This window comes from Microbacterium sp. No. 7 (assembly GCF_001314225.1).
Classification (GTDB): domain Bacteria; phylum Actinomycetota; class Actinomycetes; order Actinomycetales; family Microbacteriaceae; genus Microbacterium.
On the sequence record NZ_CP012697.1, the window covers coordinates 145,736 to 171,456 of the forward strand.

22 protein-coding genes are annotated in these 25,721 nt (G+C 71.8%); 10 read left to right on the forward strand and 12 right to left on the reverse strand.

Features of this window, described 5'->3' with window-relative positions:
* Nucleotides 1–5 precede the first annotated feature (5 nt).
* The 6 genes from AOA12_RS00675 to AOA12_RS00700 all read right to left on the reverse strand — a co-directional run bounded on the left by AOA12_RS00675 (nt 6) and on the right by AOA12_RS00700 (nt 9,875).
* Nucleotides 6–2,723, reverse strand: a complete 2,718-nt coding sequence (locus AOA12_RS00675) for a penicillin acylase family protein (protein ID WP_231637150.1) — start codon at nt 2,721–2,723, stop codon at nt 6–8.
* A 719-nt stretch (nt 2,724–3,442) separates the two neighbouring features.
* Complete coding sequence (argG, locus tag AOA12_RS00680) at nt 3,443–4,885, reverse strand: argininosuccinate synthase (protein WP_054678754.1); 1,443 nt, start codon at nt 4,883–4,885, stop codon at nt 3,443–3,445.
* Between the two features lie 58 nt (nt 4,886–4,943).
* A complete protein-coding gene (locus AOA12_RS00685) occupies nt 4,944–6,911 on the reverse strand; it encodes an FAD/NAD(P)-binding protein (RefSeq protein ID WP_054678758.1) in 1,968 nt (655 codons plus the stop codon).
* 351 nt (nt 6,912–7,262) lie between these two features.
* Entirely contained in the window at nt 7,263–8,099 is an 837-nt protein-coding gene (locus tag AOA12_RS00690) for a MetQ/NlpA family ABC transporter substrate-binding protein (protein WP_054678761.1), read from the reverse strand.
* Between the two features lie 49 nt (nt 8,100–8,148).
* On the reverse strand, nt 8,149–8,853 hold the full coding sequence (locus AOA12_RS00695) for a methionine ABC transporter permease (protein WP_054678764.1): 705 nt from the start codon (nt 8,851–8,853) through the stop codon (nt 8,149–8,151).
* On the reverse strand, nt 8,850–9,875 hold the full coding sequence (locus tag AOA12_RS00700) for a methionine ABC transporter ATP-binding protein (protein ID WP_054678767.1): 1,026 nt from the start codon (nt 9,873–9,875) through the stop codon (nt 8,850–8,852). The genes AOA12_RS00695 and AOA12_RS00700 overlap by 4 nt, the downstream gene beginning before the upstream one ends.
* 247 nt (nt 9,876–10,122) lie before the next feature.
* Here AOA12_RS00700 and AOA12_RS00705 point away from each other — a divergent pair, with 247 nt between their 5' ends.
* The 3 genes from AOA12_RS00705 to AOA12_RS00715 all read left to right on the forward strand — a co-directional run bounded on the left by AOA12_RS00705 (nt 10,123) and on the right by AOA12_RS00715 (nt 13,444).
* A complete protein-coding gene (locus AOA12_RS00705; RefSeq protein WP_054678773.1) occupies nt 10,123–10,659 on the forward strand; it encodes a YbhB/YbcL family Raf kinase inhibitor-like protein in 537 nt (178 codons plus the stop codon).
* A gap of 189 nt (nt 10,660–10,848) precedes the next feature.
* Nucleotides 10,849–12,132: an adenylosuccinate synthase gene (locus tag AOA12_RS00710; RefSeq protein ID WP_054678775.1), complete on the forward strand. Its 1,284-nt coding sequence runs from the start codon at nt 10,849–10,851 to the stop codon at nt 12,130–12,132.
* 7 nt (nt 12,133–12,139) lie between these two features.
* Entirely contained in the window at nt 12,140–13,444 is a 1,305-nt protein-coding gene (locus AOA12_RS00715; protein WP_054678778.1) for a lactonase family protein, read from the forward strand.
* 108 nt (nt 13,445–13,552) lie between these two features.
* Here the strand turns inward: AOA12_RS00715 and AOA12_RS00720 are convergent, their stop codons facing one another.
* A complete protein-coding gene (locus AOA12_RS00720) occupies nt 13,553–14,707 on the reverse strand; it encodes an AI-2E family transporter (protein ID WP_054678782.1) in 1,155 nt (384 codons plus the stop codon).
* Nucleotides 14,708–14,745: 38 nt separating this feature from the next.
* Here AOA12_RS00720 and AOA12_RS00725 point away from each other — a divergent pair, with 38 nt between their 5' ends.
* Nucleotides 14,746–15,036, forward strand: coding sequence for a chorismate mutase (locus AOA12_RS00725; RefSeq protein ID WP_054678785.1), 291 nt, complete (start codon nt 14,746–14,748; stop codon nt 15,034–15,036).
* A 90-nt stretch (nt 15,037–15,126) separates the two neighbouring features.
* On the opposite strand, the gene AOA12_RS00730 is transcribed toward AOA12_RS00725, so the two are convergent.
* Genes AOA12_RS00730 through AOA12_RS00740 form a run of 3 tightly spaced genes read right to left on the reverse strand, consistent with a single transcriptional unit; the run spans nt 15,127 to nt 17,107 of the window.
* On the reverse strand, nt 15,127–15,822 hold the full coding sequence (locus AOA12_RS00730; protein ID WP_054678789.1) for a hypothetical protein: 696 nt from the start codon (nt 15,820–15,822) through the stop codon (nt 15,127–15,129).
* Nucleotides 15,819–16,730: an ABC transporter ATP-binding protein gene (locus AOA12_RS00735; RefSeq protein WP_054678792.1), complete on the reverse strand. Its 912-nt coding sequence runs from the start codon at nt 16,728–16,730 to the stop codon at nt 15,819–15,821. Before AOA12_RS00735 ends, AOA12_RS00730 begins: the two co-directional genes overlap by 4 nt.
* On the reverse strand, nt 16,727–17,107 hold the full coding sequence (locus tag AOA12_RS00740; protein WP_054678795.1) for a GntR family transcriptional regulator: 381 nt from the start codon (nt 17,105–17,107) through the stop codon (nt 16,727–16,729). Before AOA12_RS00740 ends, AOA12_RS00735 begins: the two co-directional genes overlap by 4 nt.
* Nucleotides 17,108–17,459: 352 nt before the next feature.
* Between AOA12_RS00740 and AOA12_RS00745 the strand changes: the two genes are divergently transcribed.
* The 6 genes from AOA12_RS00745 to AOA12_RS00770 all read left to right on the forward strand — a co-directional run bounded on the left by AOA12_RS00745 (nt 17,460) and on the right by AOA12_RS00770 (nt 23,508).
* The gene (locus AOA12_RS00745) at nt 17,460–18,749 is read left to right on the forward strand and encodes a quaternary amine ABC transporter ATP-binding protein (protein ID WP_054678798.1); all 1,290 of its coding nucleotides are present in this window, start codon (nt 17,460–17,462) and stop codon (nt 18,747–18,749) included.
* Nucleotides 18,749–19,714, forward strand: a complete 966-nt coding sequence (locus AOA12_RS00750) for an ABC transporter permease (protein WP_054678800.1) — start codon at nt 18,749–18,751, stop codon at nt 19,712–19,714. Before AOA12_RS00745 ends, AOA12_RS00750 begins: the two co-directional genes overlap by 1 nt.
* Before the next feature lie 70 nt (nt 19,715–19,784).
* Nucleotides 19,785–20,723 (forward strand): glycine betaine ABC transporter substrate-binding protein, encoded by a 939-nt coding sequence (locus tag AOA12_RS00755; RefSeq protein WP_054678803.1) that lies wholly within the window; start codon nt 19,785–19,787, stop codon nt 20,721–20,723.
* Nucleotides 20,724–20,845: 122 nt separating this feature from the next.
* Complete coding sequence (locus tag AOA12_RS00760; protein ID WP_054678806.1) at nt 20,846–21,589, forward strand: hypothetical protein; 744 nt, start codon at nt 20,846–20,848, stop codon at nt 21,587–21,589.
* 45 nt (nt 21,590–21,634) lie between these two features.
* Entirely contained in the window at nt 21,635–22,465 is an 831-nt protein-coding gene (locus AOA12_RS00765; protein WP_054678809.1) for a patatin-like phospholipase family protein, read from the forward strand.
* A complete protein-coding gene (locus AOA12_RS00770; protein ID WP_054678811.1) occupies nt 22,462–23,508 on the forward strand; it encodes a 1-acyl-sn-glycerol-3-phosphate acyltransferase in 1,047 nt (348 codons plus the stop codon). Before AOA12_RS00765 ends, AOA12_RS00770 begins: the two co-directional genes overlap by 4 nt.
* A 168-nt stretch (nt 23,509–23,676) precedes the next feature.
* Here the strand turns inward: AOA12_RS00770 and AOA12_RS00775 are convergent, their stop codons facing one another.
* Nucleotides 23,677–24,378, reverse strand: a complete 702-nt coding sequence (locus AOA12_RS00775) for a hypothetical protein (RefSeq protein WP_156366330.1) — start codon at nt 24,376–24,378, stop codon at nt 23,677–23,679.
* A 70-nt stretch (nt 24,379–24,448) separates the two neighbouring features.
* Complete coding sequence (locus AOA12_RS00780) at nt 24,449–25,606, reverse strand: hypothetical protein (protein ID WP_156366331.1); 1,158 nt, start codon at nt 25,604–25,606, stop codon at nt 24,449–24,451.
* Between the last annotated feature and the right edge of the window lie 115 nt (nt 25,607–25,721).

Here is a 25,721-nt window from a genome sequence, read left to right on the forward strand (position 1 = left end):
GAGCCCTACCCCGCCGGTGTCAGCACGAGGGTGTGCGTCGCGGCATCCTCCAGCGCCTCGAGCGAGTAGCGCCACGGGGTCTGCCGGTACTGCTGCCACGCCTCGACCTGGTCGACGTAGTTCGGGTGGAACACGTGGCCGCTCGTGCCCGTCAGGTGGTTCCAGCGCGACGCGTCGAAGTCGGAGAGGTCGACCGTCATGCGCATCGACGGCACCGTGGTCGTCGCGAACGAGCCCGAGCCGAGCGCCCACCCCGTCGCGTTGACGACCGATGCGCCGCCGCCCACCGGGTAGGGGCCGCGGTTGAACAGCATCTCGATCGGCGCGATCCCGCTCGAGCCGAACGTGCCGTGCGTGAGGCCGATCGCGTGCAGCCGTCCCCAGTTCCACCGGTGCGGCGTGTCGCCCTGCAGCGCCGACAGCCGCGCGTAGGCGCGCTCCGCGGCGTCGCGCAGCATGGCATCCTTGCCCGACACGTCGATCTCGTCGTTCGTCCACCACGGCGACGTCGGGTCGTCGAACAGCCGGTCGACGACGAGGAACAGGCGGGCCTGGTTCGACAGCGGCACGGGGTCGTCGCGGCGCGCGAAAAGGTTCTGCGCCAGCTCGTCCCACAGCACGTTCGCGAACGCCGCCTCGGCCGACGACGCGCTGTTCTGCGCGTCCCACATGTCGAGCAGGTCGAGCGCCTCCTGCACCTTCGGGTCGTCGACCGCGATGCCGCTGTACTCGGCGGCCAGCCGCTTGCCGATCCAGAACTCCTCGTCGGCCTGGAACGCCGACATGTCGTCGGCGGTGAGCTTGCGCACCGCCGACGTGCGCTCGATGAGGTCGGCGATGCGCGCGGCGCGCCAGCCGTAGTCCCAGTCGTTCGTGAGGTGGTGGGGGTAGTCGGGGCCGATGATCGCGTTGTTGGCCGTCACGATGTACCCCGACGGCGGGTTGTAGACGACCGGCAGCTCCTCGAAGGGCACGAACCCCTGCCAGTCGAACTGCGACGTCCAGCCGGGCACGGGCATCGACCCGTCGCCGCTGTGCCGCACGGGCAGCTTGCCGGGCGTCTGGTAGCCGATGTTGCCCTCCAGGTCGGCGTAGACGAGGTTCTGCGCCGGCACGTCGAACTGCGCCGCGGCGGCGCGGAAGTCGTCGAAGTCCTGGGCCGTGCCCATCGCGAAGATCGCGGATGCCGTGGTGCCCGGCTCCAGCGCCGTCCAGGCGAGCGACACGGCGAACTCGCCGTCGGCGGGCGGGCCGCCCGCGACCTCGTCGGGCGTCACGGCGACGCGGGCGTCGCCGACGTACGGGTCGTCGGCGATCGCGGTGAACGTGTCGGTCAGGCCCGAGACGATCGGGCCGTGCACGGTCGAGCGCACCTCGATCTCGACGGGGTCGCCGCCCGCGACCCGCAGCGTCTCGGTGCGCACCTCGAGCGGCACGAGGGCGCCGTCGCGCCAGTACTGGTCGCCCTGCACGCGCTCGATGTAGAGGTCGGAGACGTCGGTGCTGAGGTTGGTGAACCCCCACGCGATGTCGTCGTTGTGCCCGATGATGACCCCGGGGACGCCCGAGAACCCGAAGCCCGCGGCCGAGTAGGTGCACGCCGACGTCTTCTCGCGGCAGCGCAGCTGCGACTGGTGCCACACGCTCGGCAGGCTCGCGCCGAGGTGCGGATCGTTCGCGAGCAGCGGCAGGCCGCTCTCGGTGAGCCGGCCCGACACGACCCACGAGTTCGAGCCGATGCCCTCGCCCGCGCCGCCGATGAGGTCGCTCGCGGCCGCCACGACGTCGGAGACCTCGCGCCAGTCGATGGCGGACGAGGGGATGCCGGCCGGCGTCGCCGTCGTGCCGGCATCCGTCTCCGCGCCCACGGCGGGGAGGCCCGTCGTGATCTCGGAGACGATCACCGGGTTCCTGTCGAAGGGATAGCCCGGGTACAGCGTCAGCAGCTCCTCGGCCGTGTACGTCTGGGCGAGCAGGGCGCGCTCGGCCTCGGTCTCGACGTTGGCGCGCAGGTCCCAGGCCATCGCCTTGAGCCAGGCGACGGAGTCGGCGGGCGTCCATGGCTCGACCTCGTAGCCGGAGTTCTGCAGGCCCAGCACCGCGTACTCGAACGACAGCGCGGCGCCGTCGTGGTCGGCGAGGTAGGCGTTGACGCCGTCGGCGTACGCCTCGTAGTTGGCGCGCACGTCGTCGTCGAACGCCGCGACCTCCTGCTCGGCGATGTCGCGCCAGCCGAGGGTGCGCAGGAACGCGTCGGTCTTCAGCTGCGACTCGCCGAACAGCTCCGCGAGCCGGCCGCTCGTGAGGTGCCGGCGGAAGTCCATCTCCCAGAAGCGGTCCTGCGCGTGCACGTAGCCCTGCGCGAAGAACAGGTCGTGGTCGGTGTCGGCGACGATCGTCGGGATGCCGAGGTCGTCGCGCTGCACGGTGACCTCGCCGGCCAGGCCGTCGAGCGCGACCGTGCCCTCCAGCTGCGGGAACGAGCGCTGGATCGTGAACACCACGAGGCCCGCCGCGATGAGCGCGATGACGGTGAGAGCGGCCACGGCGGTGAAGACGCCGATGCCGATCTTGCGGCCCAGCGAGCGCTTCGCCGGCTGCGGCTCGACGAGGTCGTCGCGCATGAGCGCGCGCGAGCGCCGCGTCGGCGGCGCGGCCTCGTCGAAGAACGCCTCGGCTCGGCCGTCGGGCGCGTCAGGTCGCTCGGGTACGCGGTCGGACATCGGTGCGGCTCCCCAGGGAGACAAACGTCGGGCACGCCTCAGGGTCTGTGCGGCGCAACGGCGCGGACCTCCCCCGTCCGAACCGGTCTTCGCATCGTAGCCCGCACACCCCACCCCGTCGACTTCGCCCCGCCGCCCCGGCCACGCCTCGGCCTACGTCTGTGCCCCGGGCCCGTCGTCTGTGCCCCGCGCCCGTGCGGTGCCGCTGCTCCGCGCCTGCGTGGTGCCGGTGCTCCGCGCCTGCGTGGTGCCGGTGCTCCGGGCCTGTGTGGTGCCGGTGCTCCGGGCCTGTGTGGTGCCGTTGCTCCGCCCCGTGCCCCGCACCCCGCGCGTGCCCCGTGCAGGAGATTCCGCACGCGACAGGCCGAGCGCCGCTCAACACGCCCGGCATCCGCGATCCGTCCTGCACGGCTCACACCCCGCCGGCCGATCCCGGCCGCCCTACTCCGGTGGTCGAGCCCCGCGCCTGCACGTGCCCCGTGCAGGAGATTCCGGGCACAACGAACTGAGCGCCGCTCAACACCCCCGGCATCCGCGATCCGTCCTGCACGGCTCACATCCTGCGGCCGTACCCGGCCACAACCCACTCCGCCGGCCGCGCCCCGCAGCCTCACACCCCGCCGACCGATCCCGGCCCCCACTCACCCCGCTGGTCGAGTAGCCGCCGCGGAGCGGCGGCGTATCGAGACCCGCCGAACCGCCCGCTGCGCCGAACCCGGTCAGTCCGCGCCGAAGTCGAACGAGGCCGACTCGCTCGCCTCGTCGACGGCCTCGGCGAGCTCCTCGCGCTCGGCGTCGTAGGGCACGGCGTGCGCGGTGATCTTCGCGGCCTCGCCCGACGACAGCTCGCCCACGAGCTCGGCGGTCGCGCCGCCGATGAGCCCGAGCCCGGCATACTGCTCCAGGCGTGCGCGCGAGTCGGCGATGTCGAGGTTGCGCATCGTGAGCTGGCCGATGCGGTCGGTGGGGCCGAAGGCGGCATCCCCCACGCGCTCCATCGACAGCTTCTCAGCGGCGTACGACAGGTGCGGGCCGGTGGTGTCGAGGATCGTGTAGTCCTCGCCGCGGCGCAGGCGCAGCGTCACGGTGCCCGTGATCGCAGAGCCGACCCAGCGCTGGATCGACTCGCGCAGCATGAACGACTGCGGCTCCAGCCAGCGGCCCTCGTACATGAGGCGGCCGAGGCGGCGGCCCTGCTCGTGATAGGTCGCGAGCGTGTCCTCGTTGAGGATGCCGTTGACGAGCCGCTCGTAGGCGATGAACAGCAGCGCCATGCCGGGCGCCTCGTAGATGCCGCGCGACTTCGCCTCGATGATGCGGTTCTCGATCTGGTCGCTCATGCCGAGCCCGTGACGACCGCCGATCGCGTTCGCCTCGCGCACGAGGGCCACGGCATCCGCGAACTCCACGCCGTTGATCGCGACGGGGCGGCCCGCGTCGAACGCGATCGTGACGTCCTCGGTCGGGATCTCGACGGCCGGGTCCCAGAACCGCACGCCCATGATGGGCTCGACGGTCTCGAGCGACACGTCGAGGTGCTCGAGGGTCTTGGCCTCGTGCGTGGCGCCCCAGATGTTGGCATCCGTCGAGTAGGCTTTCTCGGCGCTGTCGCGGTAGGGGAAGCCGTGCGCGACGAGCCACTCGCTCATCTCCTGGCGGCCGCCGAGCTCGGTGACGAAGTCGGCGTCGAGCCACGGCTTGTAGATGCGCAGCGCGGGGTTGGCGAGCAGCCCGTAGCGGTAGAAGCGCTCGATGTCGTTGCCCTTGTAGGTCGAGCCGTCGCCCCAGATGTCGACGCCGTCCTCGCGCATCGCGCGCACGAGCAGCGTGCCGGTGACGGCGCGGCCGATCGGCGTCGTGTTGAAGTAGGTGCGGCCCGCGCTGCGGATGTGGAACGCGCCGCACGCGAGCGCCACGAGGCCCTCCTCGACGAGCATGGGCTTGCAGTCGATGAGGCGCGACAGCTCGGCGCCGTACTGCAGTGCGCGACCGGGGATCGACGCGATGTCGTCTTCGTCGTACTGGCCGAGGTCGCCCGTGTAGGTGCAGGGCACCGCTCCCTTGTCGCGCATCCACGCGACCGCGACGGAGGTGTCGAGACCTCCGGAGAAGGCGATGCCGACGCGCTCGCCGACGGGGAGGGACTGGAGGACGTTGGCCATGGGTTCCAGTTTAGTGAGCCCGTGCCTCGCGCTCCGCCGCGGGGCGGATGCCGGACGATCAGCCCGTGCTCGCCGGAGCGCCTGTTCTCGGAGCAGGATGCGCCGACGACTCCTGCTCGGGACGGGCGGGCTCCGACGCGGGCGCGGCGTGCGCTCGAGCCTCGTCCGGGATGCCGAGGGCGGCGGCGATCGCGGCCGCGACCCGATCGGTCTGGCGGAAGGCGAGCGCGTCGATGCCGGGGTGCGAGAACGCGCCGCCCTCGATGCCTGACGTGAACGGACCGGTCGCGAACAGGCCGTCGTGGGCGCGGCCGTCGGCGCGCAGCACCCGGCCCGCGTCGTCCACGTGCACGCGGCCGAGCGAGCCCGCGAACCCCTCGTCGCGCACGTGCAGCTCGGTGCCGTGCACCGTGGCGAGCTCCCGCAGCGCGGCGTTGTCGCTCGCGGCCGCGTCGGCGTGCGGCAGCCAGGCGTCGACGAGGCTCGGCGCCGCGAGCTCCCCCACCCGCCGCTGTGCGACGAAGGTGCCGGCATCCACGCGTACGTCGACGTCGGGGCCGAGGAAGCGCAGGATGCCGGCGTCGGCGAGCGCGAGCACCTCTTCGAGCCGGTGTGCGGGCGGGCCGCTCGCGACGTAGCTGAAGAAGGTGTGCCAGCGCACCGGCAGCGACACCGCGCGCGAGCGCGCGTTCCAGCGCTCGGCCGGGATCTCCGCGAGCGCGAGGAACGACAGCAGCGCCGCGATGAACACCCCCTGTGCGGGACTGCGCTCCTGCGTCGTGCGCAGCACGAGGTCGTCGGCGATGTGCCCGCGCACGCGGCGCTGCACGGCGTCGTCGTCGGCGAGGTCGACGTCCGCGAACGGCCGGTCGAGCAGCCCCACGTCGAACCGGTCGAGCGGATCGGGCACGAGGGCGTCGAGCCGCGCCCGCAACGCGGGATCGTCCCACGCGTGCGCCTGCAGCAGCGCGCGCACCTCGGGCCACGTGCCCCGCACGCGCTCGGGGTGGCCCGTGCACAGCTCGCGATAGTGCCCGTGCAGCAGCTCCGAGGCGATGAGCGGCCAGGCATCCCGCTCGAAGTCGAGGGTTGCCGTGCGCGTCGTGAGCCCGGCGACGACCTCGGGCGTGAGCACGTCGCGCTGCGGCGCCTCGCCCTGCACCTGCGACGACACCTTGGAGCGATACGGCACGCCCCGCCGCGACCCGATGTGCAGGCGCGGCTCGCGCCCCGACGGCTCGTAGCGCAGCACTCCGTCGTCGGTCTGCGTGAATCGCCCGCCGCGGCCCTGCGTGAGCAGCACGATGAGGTCGATGGATGCCAGGCCGAAGCCGCGCACGATCACGTCGCCGCCCTCGGGCAGCACCGACAGGTCGACGTCGGCCGTGAAGTCGGGCGCGATGTAGACGAGGCCCTCGCGGTCGGCGGCGTCGCCGAGGGCGCTCGCCGCGGCCTCGGGAGCCCGGCCGTTGTGGCCGACGCAGTACACGACGACGTCGGCATCCCGCGTCGCGCCGCTCGCCAGCCAGACGCGGTGGCCGCCGGCGGTCTCGCGCACGCCGGTCACGCTGTCGCGGTGCCAGCGCACGGTGACGCCCGCGGGCGCCTGGGCGACGGTGCGGCGGGAGAACCACTCCAGGTAGAAGCTGTGCAGCCGGCGCGTCGGAAAGCTGTCGCCGCGCAGCCCGCGCGCCTCGGCGGCCGCGAGCTCGTCGTCGATCCGCACGTCGGGCAGATCGCCCGCGCGCCACGCCTCGGCCCACTCGATGAGCGAGGGCCCCGGCCGGACGGGCCCGTCGATCGTGCAGCTGTCGTCGGTGAACACGCTGACGTCGCGGGCCATCGAGTTGAGCTTCAGCAGGGGCGACTGCGCGCGCCGCCAGATGCGTCCGGCCCCGGGCGGGTGCGGATCGACGAGGTCGACGTGCAGCACGGCATCCGCTCCCACGCGCGCCAGCAAGCGCTCGAGCAGCATCGCGGCGCGCGGCCCCGCACCGACGAACAGCAGACGCCGCGGGTCGCTCATGGCCGCCGCTCCTCTCTCGTGCGGGCCCGACTGCCCCGCGGTGCCCTCCACTGTGCGCCGCCGCGCCCCCGGCATCCCCCTCGCGCCGTCACGCACCGCAACACCGCGCCACGCACCGTCACGCCGTCGCCGCGGTGCTCCGGTACCTTCCTTGCCGAGATGGTGGGTTTCTCGGCGAGAAGGTGGGCACCGTTTCGGCGAGAAACCCACCGTCTCGGCACAGAACGCACCGTCTCGGCGCCGAACCCACCATCTCGGCGCCGAACCCACCGTCTCCGCGAGCGGCCGGGGAGAACACGCAGCGGCGGGCGGCCCGAGGACCGCCCGCCGCTGCGGGGAGGGATGCGCGGATCAGCGCGCGACGGGGACCACCAGGCCGCCCCACGTGTCGTTCATGTACTCGGCGGTCTCGTCGGAGACGAGCAGCTCGTACAGCGCCGTGACGCGCGGGTCGTCCTTCAGCTCGGGACGCGTCGCGAGCACGTTGTAGTAGGCGCTGTCGGTGCCCTCGATGAGGATCGCCTGCTCCGAGGTGAGCCCGGCCGGCAGCGCGAACGTGATCGTCACGAACGCCACGTCGACGTCGTCGATCGCACGGCCGAGCGACGCGTTCTCGACCTCCTTGAAGTCGAACTTCTTGGGGTTCGCCGTGATGCCGCTGAGGTTCGTGACGTCGTCGGCCACCTCGATGAGCCCCTCGGCGGCGAGCATCTTGAGCGCGCGGCCCTCGTTGGTGGGGTCGTTGGGGATCGCGATGCTCGCGCCCTCCTCGAGCTCGTCGAAGCTCTTCACCTTGTTCGAGTAGAACGCGGCGCTCGGCAGGTAGGCCTCGCCGAGGCTGATGAGGTCGCCGCCCGTGTTCGTGTTGAAGTTCTCCAGGAACGTGGTGTTCTGGAACAGGTTCGCGTCGATCGACCCGTCGGCGAGGGCCGTGTTGGGCGTGTTGTAGTCGGTGAACGGCACGAACTCGATCGTGAGGCCGAGCTCCTTGGCGGGGCCCTCGTTCACGAAGTTCAGGATGTCGCCGGCGGGCGTCTGCAGCGCGCCGACCTTGATGGTGCCGAGCGCTTCGCCCTCGGCGGGGGCGTCGGAGGATGCGGGGGCCGAGCCGCCGCCGCACGCGGTGAGGGTCAGGGCGAGGGCCGCGGCGGTCGCGGCGAGCAGGGAGGCGCGGAGGGCGCGGGGCATGGGAGTTTCCTCTCGGTCGGGTGCGGGGGAGATGACGCGGCGGGCCGCGTCAGGCGAGCGCGCGGGTGGTGGCGGTGCTGCGCCGGGCGAGCCGGCGGGCGCCCCACGTCGCGATCGCCTGCAGGATCATGACGATCGCGAAGATGATGATGATGACGGTCACCATGTGGATCGTGCTGTACTGCTGATATCCGTAGCGGATCGCGACGTCGCCGAGGCCGCCGCCGCCGACCGTGCCGACCATCGCCGAGAAGTTGATGATCGACGTGACGGTCGTCGACAGCCCGAGCAGCATCGAGGGCGCCGACTCCGGCACGAGCACCTTCGTCACGAGCTCCCAGCGGCTCGCGCCGAGCGAGGAGGCGACCTCCAGCAGGCCGGGGTCGACCTCCTTGATCGCGATCTCGACCATGCGCGCGAAGAACGGGATCGCGACGACCGAGAGCGGAACGATGGATGCCGTGGGCCCGATGAACGTGCCGACGATGAAGCGCGTCACGGGGATGAGCGCGACCATGAGGATGATGAACGGCACGCTGCGTCCGAAGTTGACGATCAGGTCGAGCACGCGGTTGATGACGATGCCCGCGCGGCGCGAGCCGAACGGCCGCTCCAGGAAGCCGCCCTTCTCGGTGCCGACGAGCACGATGCCGAGCGGCAGGCCGAACAGCACCGTGAACACCAGGGCGGCGCCGACCATATAGAGGGTCTGGCCCGTGGCGACGAGGAGCGTCTGGAGCAGCGCGTCGTTCATGCGGACGCTCCCGTCCGCCCGGAGGCATCGCCGGAAGGGATGCCGTGCGAGCGGCGCACCTCGACCAGCAGGCCGCGGCCGCGCAGGTCGGCGATCACGGCATCCGCGGCGCTCGCCGGCACCTCCAGGCGCGTGCGGCCGGCCTGCGTGCCGCCGATCTGCTCGACGAGCGCGCCGAGGATCGACACGTCCACCTGGTGGTCGCGCGCGAGACGGGCGATGACGGGTCGGTCGGCGGTGCCGCCCGCGAAGGTGATGTCGATGACCGCGGCATCCGCCGGCACGCTCGCGGGGATCGCGCCGATCGGGAACAGCTGCGCCGTGAGCCGCGACCCGGGGGTCTGGATGATGTCGACGAGCTGGCCGCTCTCGACGACGCGGCCGTTCTCGAGGAGCGCGGCGGAGTCGCAGATCGACTTCACGACGTCCATCTCGTGCGTGATGAGCAGCACGGTGAGGCCGAGCTCCGCGTTGATGCGGCGGTAGAGGTCGAGGATGGATGCCGTGGTGTCGGGGTCGAGGGCGCTCGTCGCCTCGTCGGAGAGCAGCACCGTCGGGCGCGCGGCCAGCGCCCGGGCGATGCCGACGCGCTGCTGCTGCCCGCCCGACAGCTCGTGCACCGACGCGTCGCCGCGGCCGCCGAGCCCCACGAGGTCGAGCATCTCCTGTGCGCGGGCGCGGCGCTCGGTGCGCGAGCCGACGCCGTCGAGCTCGAGGGCGAGCTCGACGTTGCCGCGCACGCTGCGGCTGCCGAGCAGGTTGAAGCGCTGGAACACCATGCCGATGCGGCGGCGCGCGGCGCGCAGCTCGGCATCCTTCAGGCTCGTCAGCTCGGTGCCGTCGACCGTGACCGTGCCGGAGTCGGGACGCTCGAGCAGGTTGACGATGCGCGCGAGCGTGCTCTTGCCGGCGCCGCTCTGGCCGACGATGCCGTAGACGGTGCCCGTGGGGATCTCGAGGGTCACGTCGTCGACGGCCGTGAAGCCGCCGTAGCGCTTCGTGACATGGTCGATCGAGATCACCCGCCCATCCAACCCGTTCTCGCCCGCCTGACGAAATCCATGACGAATCGTTTCGCCGCGGCTTGCGGATCCCCCTCCCCCTTGTTCAACTGCGGCGAAGTGCGGGTGCGGCCGGGGTGCACCCGCACTTCGCCGCGGTTGGAGGGGGGTGGAGGGTGGGTGGGGGGATGGAGGGTGGGGGAGAGGGACGGGGAGGCGGGCGGATGCCAGGATGGAGGCAGCGTCATCACCGAGTCACGGAGGCACCATGCTCAACGTCGATCCCTATGCCGCCCTTGCCGAGCTGCGCGACTTCGCGCCGCTGGAGCTCACCAGTCCCGACTTCGCCGACGGGCAGCCGCTGCCCGTCTCGGCCTGGTCGGCCTCGCGCGGCGGCGAGGACCTCGCGCCCACGCTGACCTGGGGCGAGCCGCCCGCCGGCACGAAGAGCTTCGCGATCTCGTGCTACGACCCCGACGCCCCGACCGGCTCCGGGTACTGGCACTGGGCCGTCGCCGACATCCCCGCTGACGTGCGCTCGCTCCCCGCTGGCGACGGCACCGCGGAGTCGCTGCCCGCCGGCGTGCTCGTGCTGCCGAACGAGGCCGGCTCGCGCCGCTACGTCGGCTCCGCGCCGCCCGCCGGCACGGGCGTGCACCGCTACTTCTTCGTCATCGACGCGCTGCCCGTCGCCTCGCTGGAGCTCGACCCGGCATCCACGCCGGCCGTGCTGGGCTTCAACCGCCACTTCCGGTCGCTCGGCCGCGGCATCCTCGTCGGCACGGCCGACCCGGCCGACCGCTGACGCGGGCTCATCCCCCGCGACGGCTGCGCTCTCCTGCTCGGGCCGCATCGATCGTGCGCGCCCGAGCAGGAGACCGCAGCCGACGGGGTGAACCGGCGATGCCGAGGCGCTGAGCGGCAGCCGGGCGAGCGGCACCCGCCCGGTAGACTGGGTGCTTGATCCCCTCGGCGAAGAAAAGGGAGCACACCCATGCCAGGAATCGTGATCGTCGGCGTCCAGTGGGGCGACGAGGGCAAGGGCAAGGCGACCGATCTGCTCGGTGAGCGCACCGACTGGGTCGTCAAGTTCAACGGCGGCAACAACGCGGGTCACACGGTCGTGATCGGCGACAAGAAGTACGCGCTGCACCTGCTGCCGAGCGGCATCCTCACCCCCGGTGTCAACCCCGTGATCGGCAACGGCGTCGTCGTAGACCTGGAGGTGCTGTTCGCCGAGCTCGAGGCGCTGAGCGCGCGCGGCGTCGACACGTCGCGGCTGCGCGTCTCGGCCAACGCGCACATCATCACGCACTACCACCGCACGCTCGACAAGGTCACGGAGCGCTTCCTCGGCAGGCGCATGATCGGCACGACCGGCCGCGGCATCGGCCCCACCTACGCCGACAAGATCAACCGCGTCGGCATCCGCGTGCAGGACCTGCTCGACGAGAACATCCTGCGGCAGAAGGTCGAGGGCGCGCTCGACCAGAAGAACCACCTGCTCGTCAAGGTGTTCAACCGCCGCGCGATCACGGTCGACGAGATCGTCGACGACCTGCTGTCGTACGTCGAGCGCCTGCGTCCCATGATCGCCGACACGAGCCAGCTGCTGAACGACGCGCTGGATGCCGGTGACGTCGTCGTCTTCGAGGGCGGCCAGGCCACGATGCTCGACATCGACCACGGCACCTACCCGTTCGTCACGTCGTCGTCGGCCACGGCCGGCGGCGCGTCGACGGGCTCGGGCGTCGGGCCGAACCGGCTCGACCGCATCGTCGGCATCGTCAAGGCTTACACGACCCGCGTGGGCTCGGGGCCGTTCCCGACCGAGCTGTTCGACGAGCAGGGCGAGTGGCTGCGCTCGCGCGGCTTCGAGTTCGGCACCACGACGGGGCGGCCGCGCCGCGTCGGCTGGTACGACGCGCCCATCACGCGCTACGCGACGCGCATCAACGGCATCACCGACCTCGTGCTGACCAAGCTCGACATCCTCACGGGGCTGGAGCAGATCCCCGTGTGCGTCGCATACGACGTCGACGGGCAGCGCTTCGACGAGGTGCCCGTCAACCAGAGCGACTTCCACCACGCGAAGCCGATCCTGGAGTACTTCCCGGGCTGGAGCGAGGACATCTCGACGGCGCGCACGTTCGACGACCTGCCGCAGGCCGCGCAGGACTATGTGCTCGCGCTGGAGGGCATGAGCGGCACGCGCATCTCGGTGATCGGCGTCGGGGCCGCCCGCGACGCGGTGATCGTGCGCCACGACCTGGTCTGACCCGGCCGTGAGGCTGCTCGTCGGCGGATACACCGCTGAGATGCGGGGCCGCGCGAACGGCATCGGCGTGCTGCACGCGGGCGCCGCAGACGACGCGCTCGCCGGCGGCGCGCTGTCGCGCCGGACGGATGCCGTGGCGACGGGCGGCTCGCCGTCATGGCTCACGCGGCATCCCTCGCTCGACGTCGTCTACGCGGCGATGGAGGGCACCGGCGAGGTCCAGGCGTTCCGCCGCACCGGCGAGGAGAGATATTCCCGCCTCGGCATGCCCGTGGAGGCCGGTGCCGCCGTCTGCCACGTCGCCGTCGCCCCCGACGGCTCGGCGCTGCTCGCCTCCTGCTGGGGCGACGGCCGCGTCGTGCGCATGCCGCTGAACGCCACCGGCATCCCGTCGTCCCCGCACATCGCCCCCGCCGCGTCCGACCCCCACCCCGCTCCGCCCGCCCCGCCCGCCCCGCTTGATCGGCGAGACAGCACGGGCGCGACGAGACTGCTCGCTGAACCGGCTGTCTCGTTGCACCGGGGCAGTCTCGCTGGGGATGCGGGGGATGCCGGCGGTGTGGGCTGGGTCGACGCGGCGGGGGACGAGGGGTATGCGGCGGCGGTGCGGGCGCTGCGGGATGCCGCGGGCGCGGAGTTCGCGCACCTGCTGCCGGACGTGCCGGAGCCGCCCGATGCGGGCGGGGCCGCCGGGACGGATGCCGGGGAGCCGGCGCGCGTCTCGCGGGCGCATCAGGCGGTCTTCCTGCCCGGCGGGCTCATCGCGACGACCGATCTGGGCTTCGACCTGGTGCGGTTCTGGCGCGTCGCCGACGGCCGGCTCGTCGAGCGCGGCCGCGTCGTGCTGCCGCTCGGCAGCGGGCCGCGGCACATGGTGTGGCATCCGTCCGGCCACCTCTACGTCGTGACGGAGCTGTCGCTCGAGGTGTTCGTGCTCGCTCCCGATGCCGCCGGCGCGTGGCGGATCGTCGCGGGCACGCCGCTGGCGCCCGCGACGCTGCCGGGCGATGCCGCCGCCGAGCTCGCGATGTCGCGCGACGGCGAGGTGCTCTACGCGGGCGTGCGCGGCAGCGACACGATCGCGGTGCTGCGCGTGCGCGGCACGGGGGCCGAGCTCGCGCCGGTCGCCCTCGTCGAGGCGGGCGTCGCGTGGCCGCGGCACCACGTCGTGCTGCGCGACACCCTGCTCGTCGCCGGCCAGCACTCCGACGAGGTCGCGTCGCGCTCGCTGGATCTGCGCACCGGCATCCCGGGCCGGGTGCGCTTCCGCGCGGAGACGCCCTCGCCCAGCTGCCTGCTGCCCGTGGGATAGCACCGCGGCATCCACCGACCTCGGTCCATCGCGCGAGCCTCGGACGTTCTCGCCGGAATCGTCCGAGGCTCCTCACATTCTCCGAGCTCCGCGAAGCCCGGAGCGCGGCTAGACCTTCGCGTCCTGACGGGGGATGAAGACCTTCTTGATGATGAGGAGGATGGATGCCGTGACCGGGATCGCGACGAGGGCGCCGAGCAGCCCCATGAGCGTGCCGCCGACGAGGGCGCCGATGACGACGAGCGAGCCGGGCACCGAGATCGTGCGGTTCATGACCCGCGGGGTGAGCACGTATGCCTCGAGCTGCATGTAGACGAGGTACGCGACGCCGAAGATGAGCGCCATGAGCGGGCTGGTGAACAGCGCGAGCGCCGTCGCGATCACCCAGAACAGCACGGTACCGATGAGCGGGATGAGCGTGATGCAGAACGCCACGACGGCCATCAGCATGGGGAACGGCAGCCCGAGCACGAGATGCATGATGAACACGAACACCGAGTTGATGAACGCCAGGATCACCATGCCGCCGAGGTAGCCGCCGACCGACGCCGTGATCTCCTCGGTCAGCTCGGCCGCGCCCGGGCGGTTGCGCGCCGGCACGAGGCGGTAGAACGCCTGCTTCATGGTGTCGAGCGTCGCGACGAAGTACAGGCTCAGCACGATCACGATCAGCAGGCCCGACAGCGTCGTGGCGATCGACGCGCCCACCTGCAGCACGCCGCCGCCGATCGCGGCGATGTTGCCGGGGTCGGTGAGGAAGGCCTGCACGTCGGCCAGCAGCGACTGCGCCTGCTCGCCGAACCGCTCGCTCACCCACGCGTAGGCGTCGCTGTTCTGGAACTCGCGGATCGCGTCGGGCAGGTCGCGGACGAACTGCGAGATCTGCTCGACGACCGTCGGGATGATGAGCCACAGCACGCCCGCGAGCACGAGGGCGAAGCCGAAGAACACGATCACGATCGACCACGCCCGCGAGACGCCGGCCCTCTCCAGGCGCCGCACGAGCGGGTCGAGGCCGAGGGCGATGAACAGCGCGAACGCGATGTAGATCCACACGGTCGCGAGATCGCGGATGGCGAAGCCCAGCGCGAGGGCCGCGAGACCACCGAGCGTCAGCAGGAAGCCGACGCCGAACGGGTGGTTCAGCGACGCCCAGAAGGTGCGTCCCTCGGGCGCCTCGAGGTCGTCGGTGCGGAGGGCGGTGCGCGGCTCGCTCGCGGCGTCGGGGGCGGCCGGGCGGCCGGGGCTCTTGCGCGGTCTCATAGTGAGAACTCTAGGGCGCGGCGGGTAGTCTCGTGGGCATGACGGATGCCACGGCCCAGCTGCACGCGCTGCGTGCGAGTATCGACAACATCGACGCCGCGCTCGTCTTCATGCTCGCCGAGCGCTTCCGCTGCACGAAGCAGGTGGGAGTGCTGAAGGCGGAGCATGGGATGCCGGCATCCGATCCCGGTCGCGAGGAGCAGCAGACCGCGCGCCTGCGGCAGCTGGCCGAGGCCGCCGACCTCGACCCGGAGTTCGCCGAGAAGTGGTTCAACTTCGTGGTGGCCGAGGTCATCCGCCACCACACCGCCGCCGCCCAGGACCGCTGAGCCCCCACGGTTCAACCGCGGCATGTTGCGGGTGCCCGGGATGAGGACCCGCGTTCTGCCGCGGTTGAACGGGAGGGGATGGGGAGGGGGCTAAGGCACGGCCCTCCTCAGGGTGAGGTACGAGGTGCCGGCGAGGACCGCGAGCAGCACGAGGCCCCAGAGGGAGAGGCCGACGACGCCCACCTCGACGATCCAGGTGAACACCGAGACCCACGCCTCGAGCCGGGTCACGAGCCAGACGAGGCCGACGATCACGACGGCCAGCCCGATGAGCGTCATCGTCAGCCCGAGCGGGCCGAAGCGCTTCCAGATCGTCGCGCCCCAGAACCCGAAGCCGAAGAACAGCATCGCGAGGGCGAAGAAGAACAGCGCGGCGCCCGCGGGACCGGCATCCAACACCCAGGGGATCTGGAAGAAGTAGCCGTTGAACCCCCATCCTCCGGTCGCCTCCTCGACGTACCCGCCGATCACGAACGTGATCGCGAGGATCGCGCCGGTCATGCCGGCGGTGAGCAGCGTGCCGAGGTAGAACTCGCGCCGCGTGACGCTCATCGCCTGCGAGAACGGGAAGGTGAGCGTCAGCGCCTGCGCGCCGACGACCGCGAAGTACCACAGCGGTGCCTGCGCGCCGCCGCCGTACATGGGTCCCTCGCCGCCCGCGCTGGCGATGATCCAGTAGATCGCGAGGCTGATCACGAGTGCGCCGCCGAGGACCATGAGCGGGATCCAGATGAAGGTCTCCCGGTTCACCAGCTGCATGCGGACGACGTTCACGGTGCGGTTCATGACAGGGCCCCTTCCGACGAGGCGGATGCCGCGGCGTCCGCCGAATGCTGGGTGAGGCGCACGATCAGCTGCTGCAGCGAGACCGGCGCGACGTCGAGGCCCGCGGCCTCGAGGGCGGCGTGGTCGGCTGCCGACAGCTCGCCGAGCACCGTGACGCTAGAGACGCGGCCGAGGCTCTCGCGGTGGATGACCTCGCGGCCCGCGACGAAGGCGTCGACCGCCGCCGTGTCGCCGATGACGTTCGCGGCGCGGGCGCGCACGGCATCCGTCTCCTCGTCCATGATGATGCGGCCGGCGTCGATCACGATCACGCGCTCGAGCAGGTTCGACACCTCGTCGATCAGGTGCGACGAGAGGATGATCGTGCGCGGGTGCTCCGCGTAGTCCTCGATCAGCCGGTCGTAGAAGATCTGCCGCGCGACGGCGTCGAGGCCGAGGTAGGGCTCGTCGAAGAAGGTGATCTCCGCGCGCGCGGCGAGGCCGATGATGACCCCCACGGCCGACAGCTGCCCGCGCGAGAGCTTCTTGATGCGCGTCTTGGTCGGCAGCCGGAACTCGGCGACGAGCCGGTCGGCGAACGCCTGGTCCCAGTGCGGATAGAACAGGCGCGCGATGCGGAACGCGTGCAGCGGCGTCGCGTCCTCGGGGTACTTCTGGCTCTCCCGCACGAAGCACATGCGGCTGAGCACGCGGGCGTTCTCGTACGGCTGCTCGCCGAAGACGCGCACGTCGCCGCTCGTGGCGAAGTTCTGCGCCGTGAGGATCGACATGATCGTCGTCTTGCCGGCGCCGTTGCGGCCGAGCAGGCCATAGATGGTGTTCTGCTCGAGCGCGAAGCTCACGTCGTCGACGGCGAGCGTGTCCTTGTATCGCTTGGTGAGGCCGGTCACCTCGATCACGGTGGTCATGGGGCTGTCCCTTCGGAGGTGGATGCCGCCCGCTGCTGCAGCAGGGCGAGCACGTCGTCGGGTGCGAGGCCGATCGTGCGGGCCTCGGCGAGGAGGGGGTCGAGGTAGCGCTCCGCGAAGGCCGCGCGACGCTCGGTGAGCAACAGCTCGCGCGCGCCCGGCGCGACGAACATGCCGATGCCGCGGCGCTTGACGAGCACGCCCTTGTCGGTGAGCATTCCGATTCCCTTCGCTGCGGTGGCGGGATTGATGCGATGGAACGCGGCCAGCTCGTTCGTCGACGGGGCCTGCGCCTCTTCGGCGAGACTGCCGTCCACGATGGCGTTCTCGATGCTCTCCGCGATCTGCACGAAGATCGGCCGGCCGTCGTCGATCATTCACGCCTCCGCTTGGTTGGTTACTTACTTGACTAACTAACCATGCAACGAGATCACGATTCTGTCAAGACCCCGCCCCGGTTTTGCCCCGTGCACAAGTCGTTCATAGGGTGGAGGAGGCCGCACGGCGGCCATACGACCAGTCCGCGGCCGCGTGAGTCGGTCGCCGGGGAGAGTCCCGGGCGTCAGAACATGCGGGCGTATGGTCGGCGGTCTGGGCGACGGACCCGATGTGTGTCGCCAGAGCGCGGGAGGGACTCCGTCAACGGACGACGGGCGCGCCCCGCGTCGATGATCGTCACCCGGGCGTAACCGATAGCGGCACGCGCGTGCCGCCTAGGTGAAGCAAGTGATGTCAACACCCGTACTCGGCGTGCCCGCGCTCGAGGTCACCGGCCTGTTCAAGGTCTTCGGCCGCAATCCGAAAGAGGTCATCCGCCGCCTGCGCGCGGGCCAGACCCGTGCCGACGTCGCCGACGCCGGCACCGCCGCCGTGATCGACGCGAGCTTCACCGTGCAGCCCGGCGAGATCTTCGTGATCATGGGCCTCTCGGGCTCGGGCAAGTCGACCGTCATCCGCATGCTCAACGGCCTGTTCGAGGCCACCGACGGCAGTGTGAGCGTCTACGGCGACCCGATCACCGGCATCCCGCCCGCGCGCCTGCGCCAGGTGCGCCGCGACCGCATCTCCATGGTGTTCCAGCACTTCGCGCTGCTGCCGCACCGCACGGTCGTCGACAACGTCGCCTACCCGCTCGAGCTCAAGGGCGTGCCCCGGGCGCAGCGGCAGGCCAAGGCCGAGGAGGTGCTCGTGCTCGTCGACCTCGCCGGCTGGGGCGACAGGTATCCGTCCGAGCTCTCGGGCGGCATGAAGCAGCGCGTCGGCATCGCCCGCGCGCTCGCCGCCGACACCGACATCCTGCTCATGGACGAGGCCTTCAGCGCCCTCGACCCGCTCATCCGCCGCGAGATGCAGGAGCAGCTCGTCGAGCTGCAGCGGCAGCTGAACAAGACCATCGTGTTCATCACGCACGACCTCAACGAGGCGATGTTCCTGGGCGACCGCATCGCCGTCATGCGCGACGGGCGCATCGTGCAGATCGGCACGCCCGAGGACATCCTCACCGACCCCGCCAACGACTACGTCGCGCAGTTCGTGCAGGACGTCGACCGGGCGCGCGTGCTGACGGCATCCAACGTGATGGAGCGTCCGCAGCCCGTCGTGACGGATGCCGCGGGGCCGCGCACCGCGCTGCGCCGGATGCGCGACAGCTACATGTCGGCGGCGTACGTCGTCGACCGCGACCGGCGCCTGCTGGGCATCGTCACCGACCGCGACGCGATCCGGCTCGTGCGCCGGGGCGAGAGCTCCCTCGCCTCGGTCATGCGGCCCGTGCCGCAGCGCGTGGGCACCGACGACGTGCTCATCGACCTGTTCGTCCCCGCCGCGGAGTCGCCGCTGCCGCTCGCCGTGGTCGACGACCGCGAGCGGCTCGTCGGCGTCATCCCGCGCGTGACGCTGCTGAGCGCCCTCGGGCCCGGGCCGGGGGCGACGGGAGAGATCGCGCTGCCGCAGCCGCCCGTGCCGGCGACGGAGATCGATCAGGTGCTGGCGGAGTCGGCCGGCGAGGAGGTGCGCTGATGGACGGGTTCCGCATTCCCGTGGGGCAGGGCGCCAAGGCCGTCGTCGACTGGGTCAAGGCCAACCTCGACGGGCTGCTCGACGTGGTCGCCGACATCGGCCGCGGGCTGGTCGGCGGCCTCACCGACCTGCTGCTGGTCGTGCCGTTCCCCGCGATGATCGTGCTGTTCGTGCTGTTGGCGTGGCTCGTGCGGTCGTGGCAGTTCGCCGTCGGCACCGCCGTGTCGTTCGTGCTGATCGTCGGCATGGACCTGTGGAAGCCGTCGATGCAGACGCTCGCGCTCGTGGTCATCGCCGCGTTCGTCGCGCTGCTGATCGCGGTGCCCCTCGGCATCTGGTCGGCGCGCAACGACACCGTGCGGGCGATGCTCAAGCCCGTGCTCGACCTCATGCAGACGATGCCCGCGATGGTGTACCTGGTGCCCGCGATCGTCTTCTTCAGCATCGGCGTCGTGCCCGGGCTCGTCGCGACCGTGATCTTCTCGCTGCCGCCCGGCGTGCGCCTCACCGAGCTCGGGATCCGCGGCGTGGACGCCGAGACCGTCGAGGCCGGCCACGCGTTCGGCGCGACACCGGGGCAGATCCTGCGCGGAACGCAGCTGCCGCTCGCGCTGCCGACGATCATGGCGGGCGTCAACCAGGTGATCATGCTCGCGCTCTCGATGGTCGTCATCGCCGGCATGGCGGGCGCCGACGGACTGGGGAAGATGGTCGTCGAGGCCATCTCGACGGTGAACGTCGGCAAGGGCGTCGAGGCGGGGCTGGGCGTCGTGCTGCTGGCCGTGTTCCTCGACCGGCTCACGGCCGCGCTCGGCAACCGCGCCGACTATCCCTCGTCGCTGCTCGCCCTGCTGGCGCGCGGCCGGCGGGCCCGGCGCGCCGACGCGGTCGCCGCCGACGCCGCCGCGGCGTCGCAGGCCGAGCGCGAGACCGTCGCGCCGCGCCGGCCGGGGCCCGGCCTCTGACCGGGGCGGCATCCGCGCCGCCCTGCACAGCTCATACGGAACGAATGACATCGATACGGAAGGAAGAACGATGAACAAGCGACACCTGACAGGAATCCTCGCCTTCGGCGCCGCCGCGAGCCTCGCCCTCGCGGGCTGCGCGGGCGGGAGCGACGCTCCCGCCGACGACACGACCGCGGGAGGCGAGGCCGGCGACACGGGCGGCACCGCGACGTGCGACGTGGTGACCCTGGGCTTCCTGCCCGGCTGGACCGACGGCCTGAGCACCGCCTACCTGCTGGAGAACCAGCTCACCCGGCTCGGCGTCGACGTGCGCCTGCAGACCCTCACCGAGGCCGGGCCGCTGTACACGGGCCTCGCCGAGGGCGACATCGACATCTATCCGTCGGCGTGGCCCGAGCTCACGCACGCGTCGTACATGGACGAGTACGGCGACCGCATCGAAGACCTCGGCGCCTACTACGACAACGCGAAGCTCACGATCGCGGTGCCCGACTACGTCGACATCGACTCGCTCGAGGACCTCGCTGCGAACGTCGACCGCTTCGACGGCAAGATCTACGGCATCGAGCCCGGCGCCGGCCTGACCAGGCAGACGCAGGAGTCGATGATCCCCGCCTACGGGCTCGAGGACTCGTACGAGCTCGTCACGTCGTCGACCTCGGCGATGCTCGTGCAGTTCGAGAGCGCCGTGAACGCGAAGGAGGACATCGTCGTGACGCTCTGGCGTCCGTTCTGGGCGAACGACGCCTACCCCGTCAAGGATCTCGCCGACCCGCTGGGCGCGATGGGCGACCCCGAGGCGCTGCACTTCCTCGGCACGAAGGGCTTCTCGGAGCGCTGCCCCGAGGCGGCCGACCTGATCGCCGGCATCCAGCTCGACGACGCGACGTACGCGTCGCTCGAGGACCTCGTCGTGAACGAGTACGGCGAGGGCCGTGAGGCCGAGGCGATCGTCGCCTTCATCGAGCAGAACCCGGGCGCCTTCCCGACGCTCATCGAGGGCTGATCCCGACTTCTCGTCCCCAGCGGCGCATGCTCGGCAGTTGTCCACGGATGCTGCCGAGCATGCGCCGCGACCGGCGTGCCGAGCCTATGGTCGATGTCACACACAGTTGGCACAATGGGGGGATGTACATGTCACCGGATCAGATCACCGCGATCGCCACGAGCGCCGCGACGATCGTCACTCTGCTGGTGGCGATGGGCACGCTGGGCGGCTGGGCGATGCGCCGCATCGATCGCCGCTTCTCCGAGGCCGACGGCCGCATCGATCGGCTGGAGACCAAGCTCGACACGGAGGTCGGTGGGCTTCGTGCGGAGATCGGCGGAGTTCGTGCGGATCTGGCGAGCGGGCTCGGTGGGGTTCGTGCGGAGATCGGCGGAGTTCGTGCGGATCTGGCGAGCGGGCTCGCTGAGGTTCGTTCGGAGTTGACCAGCGGGCTCGACGCGGGCCGTGAGGAGGTCGGTGGGCTTCGTGCGGAGTTGACGAGCGGGCTCGTTGGGGTTCGTGCGGAGTTCCGTGAGGAGGTCGGTGGGCTTCGTGCGGATCTGGCGAGCGGGCTCGTTGGTCTTCGTACAGAGTTTCGTGAGGAGATCGGCGGGCTTCGTGCCGAGCTTGCGAGCGGGCTCGGTGGGGTTCGTGCAGAGTTTCGTGAGGAGATCGGTGGGCTTCGTGCCGAGGTCCGGGAGGAGATCCGTGCCGTGAGAACGGACGTCGCGCAGGAGGTCGGCGGTCTTCGCGCCGATCTCGTTGCGAGCATCGGAGGCGTGCGCATCGAGCTCCGGGAGGTGCGCACCGAGCTCTCGCACCTCAGCACCAGGGTGGCGCGTCTGGAAGGGCCGCCGCCGCATTTCCTGCGCGTCGCGCGCTGATCGGCCGTGCGAGGCACGAGTGCGAGAACCGAGTAGGTTCGGCACATGAGAAGACCTCGCACGGCGTTTGTGCTCGGCGGCGGCGGCGTGCGCGGGGCGGTGCAGATCGGCATGCTGCGGGCGCTGCTCGAACGCGGCATCCGTCCCGATCTCATCGTCGGGACGTCCGTCGGCTCGATCAACGGGGCACTCGTGGCCCGCAACCCCGATCTCTCGGTCATCGGGTCGCTGATGACCGCGTGGGCGTCGCCCGCGGCGGCCGCCGTCTACGGCGACGGGTTCCTCTCGCAGGCGGGGCGGGTCGTGCGCACCCGCACGCACCTCAACTCGCCCGAGCCGCTGCGCGGCCTGCTCGCCGGCATGCTGGGGGCCGACACCCGGTTCGAAGACCTCGCGGTGCCGCTGCGGGTCGTCGCGGCATCCATCGAGCGCGCCGCGGAGCACGTGTTCGACTCGGGACCGCTCGTGCCCGCGATCCTCGCCTCGGCCGCCGTGCCCGGGCTGTTCCCGGCCGCGAAGGTCGGCGACGAGCACTTCATCGACGGCGGCGTCGTCGACTCGATCCCGATCTCGCCCGCCGTGGATGCCGGGGCGCGCACGATCTACGTGATGCAGGTCGGCCGGGTCGAGCAGCCGCTGACGCCGCCGCGCACGCTCGTCGACACCGCCCGCGTGGCGTTCGAGATCGCCCGGCGGCACCGCTACGCCCGCGATCTCGCGACCCTGCCGCCGCGCGTGACCGTGCACGTGCTGCCGAGCGGCGGCGCGCTCGAGGGCGACGACAGGATGATGTCGTACCGCAACCTGGCGACCGTGCGCGATCGCATCGACCGCGCCTACGAGGCCAGCTCGGCCTACCTGGAGAAGGAGCGGTGAGGGTTCCCCCGGTGTGGGTGCGGCGCCTCGTGATCGCGCCGGGGGTCGTGCTCGTCGCGGTCGCGATGCTCGTCGCGGCGCCGGTGTGGCTGCTCGTGGCGCTCGCGATCACGTCGCTCGTGCCGGGGATCTTCCGGTTGCCGCGCGTGCTCTGGCTCGTCACGGTGTATCTCGTGCTCGACTCGGCGCTGCTGCTCGCGATGTTCGGGCTGTGGATCGCATCGGGGTTCGGCTGGAGGCTGCGCTCCGCGGGGTTCCTGAGCGCCCACTACGCGGTCGCGAGCCTCTTCCTGCGGGCGCTGTTCTGGATGATCGGCGTCGTGCTGCGGCTGCGGATCATCGTCACGGGCGACGACGCTGGCGAGTCGCGGGTGGCGTTCGGCGCGCTGTTCGCGTCGGGCGCCCCGCTCGTCGTGGCGAGCCGGCACGGCGGCCCGGGCGACTCGTTCACGCTCGTGCACACGCTGCTCAACGGTGTGCACCGCCGGCCGCGCATCGTGCTGAAGGACACCCTGCAGTGGGACCCGGGCATCGACGTGCTGCTGCATCGCGTGCCGGCGCAGTTCATCACCCCCTCCGGGTTCGGCGCGGCGCGCACGGGCGGCGGATCGCGCGTCGAGGAGCAGATCGGCGCGCTCGCGCGGGGCCTCGGCGCGGACGACGCCCTCGTGATCTTCCCCGAGGGCGGACAGGTGTCGGAGGCGCGGCGGCGCAGCCGCATCGAGAGGCTGCGTCGATCGGGCCGCCGCGCGCTCGCCGATCGGGCGGGCCGGCTGCGTCACGTGATGCCGCCGCAGCCGGGCGGCGTGCAGGCGGCGCTGCAGGCCGCTCCCGACGCCGACATGGTCTTCATCGGGCACACGGGTCTGGACCGGTTCCAGAGCCTCGGCGACCTCTGGCACGAGCTGCCGATGGGCAAGCGCATCACGATCCGCGCATGGCGCGTGCCGCGCGCGGAGATCCCCGACGAGCGCGACGCCCAGGCGGAGTGGCTGTTCGCGTGGTTCGAGCGCATCGACGCCTGGATCTCCACGCAGGAGTAGCGGCCGGCCCGCAGCTCCAACCGCGGCAAACTGCGGGTACCTGCTGCCCTGACCCGCACTTTGCCGCGGCTGAAAATCTCGCCCTCCAGCTCAACCGCGGCGATCTGCGGGTGCCGGCTCGCGCACATCGCACTTTGCCGCGGTTCAGTGCGAGGGGAGGGATGCGGGCTACTGCCCCGGCGGGAGCTCGAGCGCGACCTTCTTCTCCAGGATCACGATCGCCTCGTCGGAGACCGCGAGCAGGCCGTCGATCTCCTCGCGCACGCGCCGGTAGGCGAGCTGCCTCTCGGCGGGCGTCGCGGCCTCGTCGACCGCGACCGTGAGCAGCTGCTTCGCCTTCGCGAGGCGCTTGCGCTCGGGATCGGAGAACGCGGCATCCTTCTGCCGCCGCGCCTCGCGCTCGGCGAGGTCGAACGCGACCTCGTAGTCGGTGACGGCGGTGCGGTACTCGGCCACCTGGTCGGCCGTGACCTTCGCCTCGGCGGACGGCGGACGCAGCCCGTCGGCGACCTTCTTGGCGCGCAGGAAGGCGGCCGTGAGCGGCTGGCGTCCGTCGCTGATCGACGGATAGTCGATGATCTTCGCGACGTCGAGCTCGTACTCGAGCCAGCGGGAGGTCACGGCGTCGTGCTGCGCGAACGCCTTCTCGAGCTGCGTCGGCAGCGGCGACGGACGCGTGATGGGACGGGGCTCGGATGCCGTCGCCACCTGCGCCGGCAGCGTGCCCTGCTTCGCGGCGATGATCTCCAGGCGGCGTCGGTGCCGCGCCTTCGCGGCGCGCTCCCAGCCGCGCGCCGCCCCGCCCGCGACGCCCATCAACGGGAAGACCAGCCACCAATAGCTGCCCAGGAACATCCAGAACTGATCCACCTCGCCCATGCTACGGGCGACCGGCGGTGATGTGCGGCCGGTCCGGCGATTCCGCGGTGGCGCGGGCGCGTCAGTTCGGGCGCGACGTGCGCGAGGGCACCGGCCACACCGGCTGCGGGCCGGTCGGCGGCGACGGGGGCGCGGCGCGGTGAGGCTGTGCGTCGGACGGCTGCGGGGCGGGCGGGTGCGCGTCGGAACGATGCGGGTCGGATGGCTGTGCGTCGGACGGCTGCGGGGGAGCGGATGCCGTGTGCTGTGCTGCGTCGCCGGAGGGAGCGGACGCCGTGCGAGGCGCGTGCGGCGTGTGGTCGTGCGGTGCGGGCTGGGCCCGGGGCGCCGGCTGCGGGCCCGTGGGGTGGGCGGCGGTGCGGCGCGCGGCGCCCGCGGCATCCGTCTCGGCGGTCGCCGCGGACTCGCGGGTCTCGGCGGCCTCCTGCATCGCGGCGAGGGCGGAGTCGGCGGCGCGGCCGAGGGCCTCGGCAGACCGGCGGATGACCGACTCGGCCATGGTCGTCCAGTTCGCGGCGGGCGCACTGCCCGGCATGGGCCCAGGGGCGCGGCCCTCGGCGCGCTGCCAGGCGGCGTGCTCCGCGACCTCGAAGGCGTGCGCGGCGTGCGAGACGGCATCCCGATAGGCGGCGAACTCGGCGGGCGAGACCTTCTTCTGGTCGAGCGAGGGGCGCAGGCTCAGCGCGTGCTGCTGCGCGGCGACGAAGGCCGCCGTCTCGGGCATGCGCACGTCGGTGAGGGCCGGGAAGGCGATGAGTCGCGCGGGATCGGTCTCGTACTCGAGCCAGCGGGCGGTGATCGTGTCGTGCTCGGAGATGAGCCGCGTGAGCGGAGGCTGCTGCGACGCCTGCGGCAGCATCGCGCGCGCCGCGCTCACCTGCGCGCGCTGCACGCGCACGTCGGCGGATGCGGCGCGCGTCTCGCCCTGGGCGACGGTGAGGTTGTGGCGTGCCGCCGCGATCTCGGCGGGCGTCGCACGGCCGGCGTTGTGCTCCGCCTGGATGCGGGCGAGCTCGGCGCGTCGCACCTTGACCGCCGCGCGGGCCTCGACGACGCGGCGTCGCGCCTCGGTGAGGCGCAGCTTCGCCGCATCCAGGGCGAGGCGCCGACGGCGCGAGATGCGCGCCTGGCGCAGACCGAGCCACGTGACCATTCCGCCTCCGAGCACAGTGGGGCCGATCCACCACATCTCGGCGATCGACGCCCACACGGGATCCACGTCGCCATGCTACCCGCGCCGTCTGAACCCCGGCCGGGTGCCCCCAACTCGCGAGGGTGCCAGTTATCCCCGCGAGGGTGCTACTTGCTCCCGCGAGGGTGCCTTCGGAAGCACC